General features: G+C 58.4%; 14 protein-coding genes. All 14 read right to left on the bottom strand.

Annotated elements, in window-relative coordinates; all coding sequences use genetic code 11:
* Positions 1-5 precede the first annotated feature (5 nt).
* On the bottom strand, positions 6-1,115 hold the full coding sequence (gene gmd, locus FKL89_RS08180; protein WP_156862293.1) for a GDP-mannose 4,6-dehydratase: 1,110 nt from the start codon (positions 1,113-1,115) through the stop codon (positions 6-8).
* Positions 1,116-1,174: 59 nt separating this feature from the next.
* Positions 1,175-2,137, bottom strand: a complete 963-nt coding sequence (locus tag FKL89_RS08175; protein ID WP_156862292.1) for a GDP-mannose 4,6-dehydratase — start codon at positions 2,135-2,137, stop codon at positions 1,175-1,177.
* Between the two features lie 136 nt (positions 2,138-2,273).
* The gene (locus tag FKL89_RS08170; RefSeq protein ID WP_238363543.1) at positions 2,274-3,017 is read right to left on the bottom strand and encodes a glycosyltransferase family 2 protein; all 744 of its coding nucleotides are present in this window, start codon (positions 3,015-3,017) and stop codon (positions 2,274-2,276) included.
* Positions 3,018-3,034: 17 nt separating this feature from the next.
* On the bottom strand, positions 3,035-3,733 hold the full coding sequence (locus tag FKL89_RS08165; RefSeq protein WP_156862290.1) for a YdcF family protein: 699 nt from the start codon (positions 3,731-3,733) through the stop codon (positions 3,035-3,037).
* 16 nt (positions 3,734-3,749) lie between these two features.
* Positions 3,750-4,784, bottom strand: a complete 1,035-nt coding sequence (gene galE / locus FKL89_RS08160; RefSeq protein WP_337786230.1) for a UDP-glucose 4-epimerase GalE — start codon at positions 4,782-4,784, stop codon at positions 3,750-3,752.
* Positions 4,781-5,689, bottom strand: a complete 909-nt coding sequence (locus FKL89_RS08155) for a glycosyltransferase family 2 protein (protein ID WP_156862289.1) — start codon at positions 5,687-5,689, stop codon at positions 4,781-4,783. The genes galE and FKL89_RS08155 overlap by 4 nt, the downstream gene beginning before the upstream one ends.
* On the bottom strand, positions 5,686-6,330 hold the full coding sequence (locus FKL89_RS08150; RefSeq protein ID WP_156862288.1) for a class I SAM-dependent methyltransferase: 645 nt from the start codon (positions 6,328-6,330) through the stop codon (positions 5,686-5,688). Before FKL89_RS08150 ends, FKL89_RS08155 begins: the two co-directional genes overlap by 4 nt.
* A complete protein-coding gene (locus FKL89_RS08145; protein WP_156862287.1) occupies positions 6,305-6,865 on the bottom strand; it encodes a WcaF family extracellular polysaccharide biosynthesis acetyltransferase in 561 nt (186 codons plus the stop codon). Before FKL89_RS08145 ends, FKL89_RS08150 begins: the two co-directional genes overlap by 26 nt.
* 30 nt (positions 6,866-6,895) lie before the next feature.
* Positions 6,896-8,062: a glycosyltransferase gene (locus FKL89_RS08140; protein ID WP_162527451.1), complete on the bottom strand. Its 1,167-nt coding sequence runs from the start codon at positions 8,060-8,062 to the stop codon at positions 6,896-6,898.
* Positions 8,055-9,224 carry a glycosyltransferase family 4 protein gene (locus FKL89_RS08135; protein WP_162527450.1) on the bottom strand — a complete coding sequence of 390 codons (1,170 nt, stop codon included), beginning with the start codon at positions 9,222-9,224 and terminating at the stop codon, positions 8,055-8,057. The genes FKL89_RS08140 and FKL89_RS08135 overlap by 8 nt, the downstream gene beginning before the upstream one ends.
* A complete protein-coding gene (locus tag FKL89_RS20180) occupies positions 9,221-10,564 on the bottom strand; it encodes a hypothetical protein (RefSeq protein WP_162527449.1) in 1,344 nt (447 codons plus the stop codon). The genes FKL89_RS08135 and FKL89_RS20180 overlap by 4 nt, the downstream gene beginning before the upstream one ends.
* 9 nt (positions 10,565-10,573) lie before the next feature.
* Positions 10,574-11,764, bottom strand: a complete 1,191-nt coding sequence (locus FKL89_RS08130) for a glycosyltransferase (RefSeq protein ID WP_156862284.1) — start codon at positions 11,762-11,764, stop codon at positions 10,574-10,576.
* An 18-nt stretch (positions 11,765-11,782) separates the two neighbouring features.
* Positions 11,783-12,727, bottom strand: coding sequence for a glycosyltransferase family 2 protein (locus FKL89_RS08125; RefSeq protein ID WP_156862283.1), 945 nt, complete (start codon positions 12,725-12,727; stop codon positions 11,783-11,785).
* The gene (locus FKL89_RS08120; protein ID WP_156862282.1) at positions 12,724-13,593 is read right to left on the bottom strand and encodes a polysaccharide pyruvyl transferase family protein; all 870 of its coding nucleotides are present in this window, start codon (positions 13,591-13,593) and stop codon (positions 12,724-12,726) included. Before FKL89_RS08120 ends, FKL89_RS08125 begins: the two co-directional genes overlap by 4 nt.
* Between the last annotated feature and the right edge of the window lie 50 nt (positions 13,594-13,643).

Here is a 13,643-nt window from a genome sequence, read left to right as displayed (position 1 = left end):
GCCCCCTACTCCCGGAACGACGGCGTTGCGTAGCCTGCGCCCTTCACCAGCGCGTCTCGCTGTGCGGTCTTCAGGTCGGCGCGAACCATCTCGCTGACCATTGCTTCGAACGTGATCGCCGGGGTCCAGCCCAGCTTTTCCCGCGCCTTGGTCGGGTCACCCAGCAGGGTCTCGACCTCAGCGGGGCGAAAGTAACGCGGATCGACGGCCACCAGCGTTTGACCGACCTTCAACGCGCTATCAGACGGCGCCGACGCGACGACGCCCTTCTCGTCAACGCCCGACCCGTGCCATTCAAGCGTGATACCCAGTTCGCCAGCTGTGCGCTCGACAAACTGGCGCACCGAATGCTGTTTGCCGGTGGCGATCACGAAGTCTTCGGCATGGTCCTGCTGCAGCATCATCCACTGCATGCGCACATAGTCCTTGGCGTGTCCCCAGTCGCGTAGCGCGTCGAGATTGCCGAGATACAGGCACTGCTCCAGCCCAACATGCGCGCGTGCGATGGCACGCGTAATCTTTCGTGTGACAAAGGTCTCGCCGCGCTGAGGGGACTCATGATTGAACAGGATGCCATTGCAGGCGTACATGCCGTAGGACTCACGGTAGTTCACGGTGATCCAGTACGCATAAAGCTTGGCCACGCCGTACGGTGAGCGCGGATAAAACGGCGTACGCTCGCTTTGCGGAATCTCCACCACCTTGCCGTAAAGCTCAGATGTGGACGCTTGATAGAAGCGCGTTGTCTTGGCCATACCGAGCAGGCGAATCGCCTCCAGCAAGCGCACCGAGCCCATCGCGTCGACATCGGCCGTGTACTCCGGCGTTTCGAACGACACCTGCACGTGACTCTGGGCACCCAGGTTGTACACCTCGTCCGGCTTTACTTGCTGCAGGATTCGCGTCAGGTTGACGGAATCGGTCAAGTCACCATAGTGCAGGAAGAGCCGCCGATTGCTGTCGTGCGGGTCCTGATACACATGGTCGATACGCTCAGTGTTGAACGACGACGCCCGCCGCTTGATGCCATGAACCTCGTAGCCCTTGCCGAGCAAAAACTCTGCGAGATACGCCCCATCCTGCCCGGTGATACCAGTAATCAGTGCCCGTTTCAATCTCTTCCCCTGTCCAAATACCTTTTGCCAGTTGCTTCGAACGCTGCCGGCTGCAACGGTCAGCTTGCCGCCGACCTCACCACCGCCGCGCACATCTGGTCAACCACGTAATCGACGTCAAACTGTGCGCTCCAGCCAAGCACCTGCTTTGCGAGTGACGGATCACCGGCGCCGTAGTGTATGTCGGAAGGTCTGCGCAGCGCGTCATCCACGCGCACAAACTCGCGCCAGTCGAGATCAAAGTTGCGGAACGCCCGCTCGACAAAATACGACAGCGACACCGAACGCCCGGTCGCAATCACCAGATCTGTCGGCTGCGCAGGCGCCAGCATTTTCACCATCACCGTCACGTACTCAGGCGCCCAGCCCCAGTCGCGCGAAATGTCGAGGTTACCCAGCGACAACTGCTTCGTCTTGCCAATCGCCACTGCGTGCGCGCCGCGAATAATCTTCTGCGTCACAAAACGATCCGGCCGCAGTGGTGACTCGTGGTTGAACAGGACGCCGGTGCAGGCGTAGAGGTCATAAGCGATGCGGTAATTGGTGACCAGATTCTGTGCCGTCACCTTGGCCACGGCGTACGGGCTAAGCGGCCGAAACGGGGTCTGCTCGCTGGCCCGTGCAGTCCCGGTATCGCCAAAGCACTCACTCGACCCCGCATTGAACAGCCGAATCTCCGGGTTCACGAAGCGGATCGCCTCCAGCACGTTCAACGTGCCCGTGGCGATGCTCTCGATCGCCTCCACCGGCTGGTCGAACGACAGCCCGACCGAAGTCTGCCCCGCCAGGAAGTAAATGTGATCGGGCCGATGCTGCGCCAGTGTGCGCAACACGCTACGGTAGTCCGACGGCAGCATCGACACCAGATTGAGCTGCCCATCGATACCCAGTGCACGCAACCGCCCGGTATCGGCCGATCCCGCGTCGCGCGTGGTGCCAACCACCTCGTGGCCGAGCGCGAGCAGATGCGCCGCAAGATAGGTGCCGTCCTGACCGGTGGCGCCTGCGATGAGAGCTTTCATAGGCACATTGTAGAAGGCCGCGGCAGCCGTCAGCCCGAATGATCCGACGCAATTTTTTGTGGGAGCCGGCTTGCCCGCGACGGCCGGCAAATTACGGGCAAGCCCGCTCCCACCGTTGCCACCTCATCGATATCGATCAAAAGCGGCGCCTGACCAGTTGCGGCAACTTGCGCAGATTCTTGGATAGCAGGGCCGTCGCCGCCGCCGCGTGCGAGAACCCGTGACGGCGCAATACGGAAAAGTCCTCTGTGGACTTGCGCATGATGTTGCCCAGGCTGCGGTTGCTCGCGCCACCCGTCCGCATGCGCACCTGCACATGCGGGATGTAGGCGACCCGGTGGCCCGCTAGCAACAGCCGGAGCATCCAGTCGTAGTCGGCCGCAATACGCAGCGACGTATCGAAAGCGCCCACCGAGTCGAACACGCTGCGCCGCACGTAAAGCGTCGGATGCGGCGGCATCCAGCCCCGACGTAACTTGGCCGGGGAATACTCGCCCGCGCGCCAATCGCGGACCACCTGCTCGGGCCGGTCCTTGCTCACGTAGACCAGATCGCCGTAGACCGCCGACACCGATGGGTCCGCCATCGCAGCGGCGACCCGGCTCAGGACCGTGTCGTCGTTGAACAAATCGTCGGCATGCAGAAAGCCGACCACGTCGCCGGTCGCGACATCCACGCCTTTGTTCAACGCATCGTAGATGCCGTGGTCGGCTTCGGAAATGAAGGTATCAATGCGCTCACCCAGTGCCCGAACCACCTCGACGGTGCCATCAGCGGAGCCGCCATCAATCACGACCCGCTCTACGGCTGGATATTGCTGCGACAGGCTCGAATGCAAAGCCTCCGCAATAGTCGAGGCGCGGTTGTATACCGCAGTCACAACCGATATCCGGGTGTTCACAGCGTCTCCAAGTGCGGCGCAAGCGCAACCGATTTTTCTGTGGAGCCAAGTGGTGCGCCGGCTGCGCCTGTGCCGACAAGCGGCAGCCCCAGGCCGTAATGCCAGATGTAGCCGAGCAATTTGGGCACCTCGTTGAGCACAAAGGCCGCCCCCTGCGGTGACTGCCACCAGCGCCACGCCGACCACCACGGCGGGCGGGTGGCGACCAGTGAGAAACGTTCGGGTGAACCGCGAAAGTTCGCGCCCCACGCATACTGCAGGCGCAGCATGTGCGGCGGATCACTGACAACCAGCGCCGATTGCAGGCCATGCCCGCGCAGGTAGGCATGCACGGCAACCGCTTCGCCCCAACTCCCGGTGATGGCGGGGTCGTCCAGCGCATCCACGCCAATTGACCGCTTGGCCGCATCGGCGATTTGCGCGGCGCTGGGCAACACCAGCACCAAGCGGCGCGCATAGCCGGCCGTCACCAGATCAACGCCGTGCGCGTATCGTCCACCGACGGTCGGATCGCCGCCCAGCACGACCACCGCATCGGCGTGGTGCGGCGCCACAGCCGGCGTTGACAGCAAAGCCCCTGCGCCGACGAAGACACCACCCGCCATGCCAATGGCGCACACCAGTGCCGCAATTGGCGCCAACGGCCTGCGGCGACTGCGCCGCGCCATGACGATCACTGCAGGCGGCCTGCTCATCGCGGACGACGGCGCTTCAAGTGGGCCGCCCCTGATGCCAGGCCCACGCCGTGGCGATGATGTTCCCGATCGACGAGTGCTGCGGTCGCCACGTGGTCTGCTGTTGAATCAGTGACGCATCGGCCACCAGTCGCGGCGGGTCGCCAGGCCGTCGCCCGGCGTACTCAGCCCGCACCGGTCGGCCGGTCGCAGCCTCGATCGCAGCGATGATCTCAAGCACACTGTGTCCGCGACCTGTGCCGACGTTCCACGCCTGATTGCCATGCCCTTGGTCCAGCATGCGCAGTGCCGCAACATGCGCCGCCGCCAGATCGGACACGTGCACATAATCGCGTACACAGGTACCGTCCGGCGTGTCGTAGTCGCGGCCGAACACCTGCAGCGGCTTGCCACCGGGATGGGTGGCCGCAATTGCCAGCGGTATGAGATGCGTCTCGGGTGAGTGGCATTCGCCCAGTTCAGCCGCCGCATCGGCGCCGCAGGCATTGAAATAGCGCAGGGCCAAGTAGCGCAGGCCGTAGGCGCCCGCGTGATCCTGCAGCATGCGCTCCGCCATGTATTTAGACCATCCATACGGGTTCACCGGGTTGAGCACATGCGCCTCGTTGAGCGCGGCGGCTTGCGGCATCCCATAAACCGCTGCCGAGCTCGAAAACACGATTCGCTGCACGCCCGTTTGTCGCATAGCGCGCAACAGCGATAGGGTGCCGGCGACATTAACGTCGTAGTAAAGAGCAGGATCACTAACCGACTCACCCACAGCGATCAGCGATGCAAAGTGAACCACGCTGGTCACGCCGTGACGCTTGATGGCAGCCACCACCTCGCCTGTGTCCCGAATGTCGGCTCCTACCAGAGGCCCCCACCGTACAAACTCGCGGTGCCCCGCGACCAAGCTATCGAGCACTACCGGCACATACCCCGCCAAGTGCAGCGCCTTGCACGTGTGGCTGCCGATGTAGCCGGCACCACCCGTCACCAGCACACGGGCGCCGATGCCAGCCGCCGCGCCTGCCACAGTGTTGTCACGGTCACCCGAATAAGCCATCATTTCGATTTCTCCACCTCTATCCCCAGCACGGCGCGGATTGCGACCACCACGTCCACGCCTTGCCGCTGCATGTATCGCTTGACCTCCGCCACCTTGGCATCCACCAGGTAGCGATACCAGAAGCCCTGCAGAAAGTGAAACGCCGTGCCGGCCTGCCCATCCAGAAAACCCAGCCGGATCACATAGCGGTAGAAAAAGTAGGCAAAGGCGCGCAATCCGCCCGGCAACCGGGCGTAGACCTCCTCCTTCAGCCAGCGCTTGACGCCGGCCTGCGCGCCGCCGCGCAGGCTGGCCACCGTGTCGCGCGGCATGAAGTGGTATTGCAGGTTGAGCAAATCCACCGCCTCGCGGCTGGCGTATTTGTTGTGCTTGTCGGTCCACCAGGTCAGCGAATTGAGGTTGTCGTCAATCAGCTCGCCTTTGAAATCCACAGTGGGGCCGGCCACCTTGATGTGCTCGTCCATCCAGCGGTTTTCACACTGCCCGCGCCCGTGCCGAAACAGGCGCAGCACCCGCACCGGGAATACCCCCCCGTGACGCAGCAGCCGGCCCTGAAACGTCATGCGGCGGCTGAAATAAACGCCATCCACCTCCGGGCCGATGCCCGGCAGGCGCGCCTTGATCTCGGTGGCCAGCTCAGGCGTCAGCACTTCATCCGCATCGATGCGCATCACCCAGTCAGTGCCCGGGTCGAGCTGCGACAGTGCCAGGTTGAATTGCGTCGCGTGGTTCACCCAATCGCGCTGAATGACTCGCGCGCCAAGGTTGCGTGCAATATCCAGCGTGGAGTCGGTCGAAAAACAGTCCAGCACCACAATTTCACTGGGAATGCCATACAGACTGGCAATGCAACGGGCAAGGTGCAGTTCTTCGTTGAGCGTCAGGATTATGGCAACAAGCTTCATGGTTTACGCGCAACGGCAATCATGGACTTGGCCAGCGCCGGTACGCGCCCCACCCGTTCGAAGCGGATGTCTATAAATCCCGCCTCGTGCAGCAGTTCACCCAGCGTCTTGACCGACCAAAACTTGATATGACCATGGTCCCACAGCGCTGTGAAGTGTGCGTCCAGCTGGCCGGTCAGCGCCATGGCCAGGTTCTTCCAATAGCCGTGGTAGGGCGTGGAGACGATCGCCGTGCCACCTGGCACCAACAAAGAAAACAGCGTGGCGGCATAGTGGCGCGGAGCATAAACATGCTCCACGACCTCCAAACTGGTCACCACCGGGAAGCGGCCATATCGCGCCGCCAGGTCGTCATAGGCAGAGCCTTCATATAGCTTGAGCTGGGGCCACTGTGCATTGGCCTGGGCGATGCCTTCGGTCGAAGGATCCACACCGGTCACGTCCCACCCCTGTTGCGCCAACACGCTGGCCACGCTGCCGTTGCCGCAACCCAGTTCAAACACTCGACCCCCAGCGCCTTTAGCCCGCATGCCCGCCATCGCACCTAGTAACACAGGCAGCAGGTAATCATGGCTTGGCGTCAACGCGGCGTTGGTCCAACGGTAGCCGGAAATATCATTCGAATTCAATATTTTTCTCATCAAACCGTCGCGGCTTCACTGGCACAGCGGGATTGCCAGCGTAGATTGTCCAAGGCTCAAGAGCCTGCGTCGCGACGCTTCCTAGACCGAGTACAGCGCCTTCACCAACACAAACCCCCGGCGCCACGATGGTTTTGGCTGCTATCCAAGCGTGTGGTCCAACATTGATCGGCTTGACGATCAAATCAAATGATTGTTTACCCCAGTCATGGCTGCCCGCGCAGAAGTACGCGCCCTGCGACACACAGACATGATTGCCGAAACTGACCTCCGCCAGATTATCAATCCATACATCTTCGCCAATCCAGCAATGGTCGCCGACGGTCAAACGCCAGGGAAACTTCACACGTACACCGGGCTTGATAATTGCACCTTGCCCGATACGCGCGCCAAACAATCTAAGCAGCGATGCGCGCCATCCAGCGCCAGGCAACCCGCTTGAAAGCGGCAGCCAGCAGCACAGCAACCAGAGCAGTTCCTTGCCTTTGGAAGCGCCGCGGTCAAAGCCGGTATTGTTGAAAGTGTCTAGCCGCATGATTTGATCCTGTTTCCGCAAGCATCGCCATCAACTCATTCTCACGCACTCAGGCGCCGGCCCCTGCCCCAACACCCAGCGATAGACGTTGATCGTCTGCAGGGCGATGTCATCCCAATCGTAGCGACGCACATATTCCCGCCCACGCGCGCCTATCGCCGAGCGCTGGTCATCACCAAGAGCCATGGCCTCGCGCAGTGCATGCACCAACGGGTCAACACCCATACCAACCCACCAGCCGCAGCGAAACTTTTCCAGATCAGCCCAAGGCGCACCTCGCGTGGTGATCACGGGAAGCCCGTGGGCCAGTGCCTCGGCGATTACCACGCCAAAGTTCTCCGTAAACGTGGGCAGCACAAACACGTCGGCTGCGTTGTAGAGTGCCGATTTGGCAGCGCCAAGGACAGGCCCAACATACTCGATTGAATCTTGCATACCCAACTGGTGGACCAGCGACATGATCTCTTTCAAATGACCTGCCTCATCCGGGCCTGCGATGCAAAGGCGCCAGCCCACGGGAGCCAACCGCGCCCAGGCCTGCACCAAGTTGAACAACCCCTTGACCGGGTGAACGCGAGAGAGGAACAAGGCCACCCGCTGGCGATCTTGCAACAACACAGTCTTCTGGAATGCCTCAGTCGGCAGATCTACTCCGTTCGGGATGATGGCCACCGGTTGCCGCAGGCCCAACTTACGGATGTTTTCATATTCGACACTGGACGTTGCCACCAACAGGCTGGCAAACTCAAGATCCCGCCGCTGGAACAGAGCCATTGCCAGCTTCTTCTTCCACGCTTTGTGATTCAGGGCCCAGGGCTCCAGCATGCCATGGGGTTGCACGATCACTGGGATGCCAATGCGGCGCCCCATGCTGCCGGCCCAGTGATTCAGCGGAACCCATAAACCATGGTTGTGAATGAGCGAGGGGCGGGCCGTGCGGCAGAGCCGCACCAGTTCGCGCCGAAAGGGCAATCCAAAGGCCAACGCAGCACGCGATGCAGATTCAGCAACGACGAGTTCGACCTGCGGGCAACTCGACACAAGAATCTCTGAGCCCGCAACAGCCTGAGTCATCAAGGTGACAGATAGATCGCGCTGTCGGGCCAGTGCATCGGCGCTGTCAACCACGACGCGAGCGATACCGCCAGACCAGGGGTATAGGTCGGCGATGGCCTGTAGAACAGTAACTTCACTCATCTGTGCGGGCTTCTGCGCACGGCGCAGTCGAAACCTGGGACCATGGTGGCAAAGGGCGGGATGCGCTGGATGGGCGTCCATCGGCATGATCCAGAATCCGCAACAAATAGTCAGCGCCGGCTTGCCCGCACAAACATTCAGCCCAGCCCGCGAGCGACAGCCTTGCTGCCGTTGTTACCGGCCCCCCGGCCAAGGCCTGTTCAAGCAAGAGGGCCAACAATGCGCGATCAGCGGCGGGAAACACGCCGCCGGCACCACCTGCCCACACCACACCCGCGGCACCGCACGCGTCACTGCAAATCACCGGGGTGCCAACCATCAATGCCTCAGACACCACCGCCCCCCACCCGTCATGCACGCTGGGCAACACCAGGCAATCGGCCTGCGCTAAAACATCAGGCACGTCAGGCAATGGCATCTGGCCCAGCCATCGCACCCGGTCGCCCAGTCCGCGGTCCACCAATGCCCGCAAAGCCGGCTCGTCCGGGCCACCGCCCACGATCCACAACTCGGCGGCCGGGTCAGGCAAGGCAGCAAGCGCGTTGATCAGCCAGTCAACACGCTTACGTGGGATCAACTGGCCGGCGAAAACAAACCGGAAAGGGCCCGCCTCGCGCACGCCACGCGGCAGAGACAAGTCTGGGCCGGGCAAGAAATAGGCAAATGGGTAAACGCGGTCTGGCGGCACACCACGCGCAGCCACCCAACCCGGCGTGCGGTGGCCGATGGCCAATACGCCCTGCACCTGCTGACGCTTTTGCATGAACAGCCGCCTGTACGCAAGCCGCTTCAACACCCCGCGCCAGCCGACATCGTCCACGGTTTCCATCACCACCCATTGGCACAGGCGGCGCTGCCCCAGTGCGCGCTGTGCCACAGCCACCATGCCGTTGCTGCGAATGCCCGAGCAAATGTGAATGCCGTCCGGTGGCGCCGACGCGACCAGTTCGTCCACGGCGGCCGCCGAACGCATCAGCTTCAGGGTCACGCCCTCTAGTGACGGCGGCAACCATCCTTGCTGAGCGCGATCAGCCGTCAATGCCTGCTCGGCCACATAGGTGACCTCACAGCCGCGCCGCGCCAGCGCCACAGCCAAGCCAGCCATGTGGGGGCTGAAGATGTTTTGCCATAGCCAGATGCGGCGAGGTGGGGCAATGCTCATGCACGGCTTCTTTTCACGGGTGCGCCGGTAGCTGCCCAGGCCATCAATATCATTGCGAGCATCCCCATGCCACCCGCCGAAAAGAGGATGGCTTCGCCCATATTCAACAACACGACCACGAGAAACACCGCCAGTGCCGCCCCCCCCCGACGCGCACATCTCAACATGATGACCCAGAGCCACGCCACGAAAAGCACGAGGCCAAATACGCCCAACTCCTCCAGTACGGTGATGGGCAGAACGCCTTTTTCAACAGGCGCACTGACGGGTAAATCAAAGATAGGATCGCGGATGACCTCCATTACCTCCGGTATAGAGCCAATACCGAAACCGATGCCCTGCCAAGGATCGTTTTCGATGTTCAGCCACATCGCGTCAATCAGTCCGCCGCGCGACATCTGATACGCCTGCCCGATGTTCTCAGCGTCAGCGGTCTTAGCAATGAAAGTTTTTGACTCATCAACAAGCTTGGGCCATGCCACCACCATGCCAGCGAACGCCAGAAAAATGGCGAACTGAAACCGGCGACTGCGCAACCCTGGCAGCAACTGCTTACTGGGTCCGCCTGAAAGCAAGGGGCCCAAAAACAAGGCAGCAGCCACACCCATAAGCAAGGCGAGTGCCGCAGTGCGTGTGCCAGACATGAGGATCAAGGCCATGCAGGCTGGCATCATCGAAATCAGTGCCCAGGTAGGTCTGGGCATGGCAACGGCTTGCAGCGCCGCCCACGCACCGAGCAAGGCCATGGTAAGGCCGAAGGCTTGGGAATGCCCAAGGACACCCATAAACCCGCCACTGCGAAAGTAGCCTGCTGGGAATGGCAAAAGTGCAAGGCTTACCAGCATGACCAGTGCGAGACCCCAAAACAATTGCGCGCTCAGTTTGGCACGCACGGCGTCATTCAAGCCAGACCATCCGGCAATGAGGGTGGTCATCACCAAAGTCCACGAGGTGGCCTTGAGCAGCGACACATCAGGCATTGAACTGAATAGCAGCGAATGAAAGATGATCAAGCCGCCAAACAAAAGGGTAACAAGAACCAACATTTGATCGTCTTTTTCTCCTGCAACACTGCGTTTGCGGACCACTACTGAAACGGCAGCCGCTATCAGGACTCCAAATCGCCCAACCGCTTCCGCTGAAGCGCCAGGTGCAATAGCAGGATTCAACGTCACGAACAACCACGAAAGGAACAACGCCTGGAGTGCCTGCTCGCGCCCCGCCAACGCATAGAGTGCTATCAAGACATAACTTATGTTTGCCGTGGGCTCAGAGGCTAATCGCATCACCATTGCGACGCTTGGAACCAACAAGAAAGCGTGAGATTTTTGAATTTTCATGGCCGGCTCTCAGGTATCTAACCCCAGCAGATCCAGCATGCGACTTACGTTTTGGTCCCAGCTGTAAGCTTCAGCCGTAGTGCGAGCGTTGCGCCCCAGTTTTTGACTCAATTCAGGGCTCTCGATCAAGCGCTCAAGTGCATTTGACAACTCTGCCACACTGCGCGGCGTGATCAACAAACCATCGCGGTCGTGCGTGATGATGTCCTCCGCACCATTCGCGAGACAGCCAATAACAGGTCTCATGCGCGCCATCGCTTCCAGGTATACGATGCCGAATGCTTCACCCCAACTCGGGAGGGCGAAGATGTCTGCATCCGCGATTTCGCGCATGGTCTCGCCGTAGGGTATACGGCCCAGAAAACGAACCCTGTCGGCGATGCACAACTGACTGGCCAAAGATTCCAGCCTTAGGCGCTCTTTGCCATCGCCTACAACCCGATATTCCCAAGCCAGGTCGGGCCGGCGCTTCGTAATCTGCGCGAGTGCGCGCAGATTGTCGTCAATGCCTTTCAACTCAATTAGATTTGAAACACTCACTACCCGACGCGCTTGTCCGAGTGTGCGTTGTGAGTCGGACACTTCTTGCTGAATCGGCAAGGCCGTACCATTTGCGACAACATGAAGTTTGGCAGTTGGCAGGCCCATCGAGACGGCATGTGCAAACAGAGGGCTGCCCACCAAAATCACCGCATCACATGTATGTCCAGCATCCCTAACTAGGTCTCTTGCCTGGCGCCTATTGGTGACCTGCGCAAGAAATGGATCGACACCGTGCACGACAAGGGCCACGCCGCCCCTAATATATTGCCGCCACATAGGCACTGCGAGCCCCATATATCTTTCCCCATGGATTACGCAGCCCGCGAAGGGCTTCATCCCAGCCATCAGTAGCCGCCTGATTTCACGAGAAATAAATAGGCCCGCAATAGTGCTGTTTAACCACATTGCCCTAGGCAAGAAGGACAATTGGTCAGGGAGCTTAAAAAGTGGCACCACCACCAATCTGACAAATTCGACATTCAAGCCAAGATCAATCACAGAACAGTGAGACGAATAACTTTTTCCTATTGTTTTCGCCACAATGACCGTAACTTGACATCCGCGCTGCACCAAGGCAGCCACTTGCTGGACAACAAACATTCCTGAAATTTTGTTTGACTGCGTTGGCCAGAAGGCACTCACGATAAGAATATTCATTTCATTCGGTCACCGTAATTATGTTTTCTTGCGACCAAGAATCATACGAATTTTTCCAATTGGGAGTAATGTGTAAAAAAATACTTTCGCAGCAAACAATCCTGGCGCCTGGAAGTAATTGACTTGCCTTAATAGGACATTTAGTGCGTTGGCTCGCTTATCGCGCACTGCCAAATACAAAGCACGCGAGAGATAGTAATGCTGAACATATAAGTCAGTGGTTGCCATCAATCGCACCGGGATTCGGTAACTCTGCTTCCAATCTCTATAAGTATTGAGCCAATATGCATCGCAGAGAACCTGCCTTTCCCAGCCGCTACCACTGGCATCTGTGTGGTATATCGAAAGCCAGGTTGGAATGACGACAAAAGTTGTGACCCAAGCAGCTCGCATCCACATATCAGAGTCTTCACCTACGGCGACACCCAGCGGGAAATTTCCGGCTTGAACGAATATATCTCTTCGAACCGCTACACATGAGGTGTTAACTTCCTTGCCCTTAGACGATACAACGTACTTGAAATAATCCTCTACCCGCTTCGGCATAACATCAGTAGACGATGGGAAAGTCTTAGTTGTTCCATCTGAAAAATATGACCATCCATAGATAAGCCCAGCTTCTGGACGAAGTTGAATTGCCTTCGCAACGCGATCTAAAAAATCTGGCAAATACTCGTCATCGGCATCAAGAAAGGCGATCCACTTATGTTGAGCGGCCGCAATTCCGGCATTTCTGGCTGCGCTGACGCCTGCGTTGTTCTGTTGAATCAACCGAATAGGTAACTTTGAATATCTCAAAACAAGATTGGGTCCGTCATCCGTGGAACCATCGTTAATAACGATGACCTCGGATGCATGATATTTCTGATTCGCGACGGAGTCCAGGCAGCGATAAATATATTTTGCCTTGTTGTAAAGTGGTATTACAACAGTAAAAAGAGTGCGCTCTTCTTGACAATTCATTGCATATTTTTTCGTAGATTCTCAAATATATTTGTTATTGAGTTCTGTAATTCAAAAATTCGCTCTTGCGGTCGAATGCTTGTGTGCTTGGTTAGTTCGCATAATGTTTCATGGCCTTTCAGATGAACTGGATTCACATGATCCACGCCGAGTGATGCGTAGTAATCATAAAATTTGAATCCCCCTCCCAGCAGAGAGTTCTCTTCAACCCAGGCATTAGGAATCCCTAGCGCGTCAGCGACAATAAGTCCATGAAGCGAGCTGGAAAGTATATGCTCGCATTCGGATATCTTCTTAATGACACAAATCGGGTCGTCCATCACGTTGATTACTTTGATTTCGTGTCGGTAAATTGTTGCGATTTTGGAAAGATAAGCAGGGTCTAAGTTCGCGTGATGCGGCAGTACGCCAACAATAAATCGCTTCTTAGGACGGGTCGACAGCAAAAGTGGAGCAAGAAGTCCAGGGTCTCCGAGGCTGACTTTGCGATGACGCGCACTCAATCGTTCGCGCGTCAAGGGACCACGTACAGACTGGATTTGCGCAAATTGCAAGTCCATTCTTGAACTCTCGTGTATAAAGCCTGAACCGATCACTGTGCCAGAAAATGATTCCGCAACGTGTTCAAGAATACTGCCTACGCTGATCATTTCGGCTTTTACAGGGGACGTGTGAACTGGCGTAAAACCAAAGTGCCGCAGAAGTGCGGGGGTTAATAAGTCGCCAAAGTTTTTTATATCTCGATACCAATACGCACGTACAGCGTTGCCTTTCAATGCCCCTTCAAGATAGCGAGGCCCTCTGACTACTATTCGGTAATATCCTGACTTTATTTTTCTTAAGAAGTTCATAAGCACGCCATCCATTATTTAATACGTCGCGCCGGATTCGCAACTTGCCATCGGCCCGAACATTG

This window comes from Casimicrobium huifangae (genome assembly GCF_009746125.1).
Lineage (GTDB): Bacteria > Pseudomonadota > Gammaproteobacteria > Burkholderiales > Casimicrobiaceae > Casimicrobium > Casimicrobium huifangae.
Note: the sequence above shows the minus strand (reverse complement) of the source record. Positions and strands in the feature narration are given on the sequence as shown.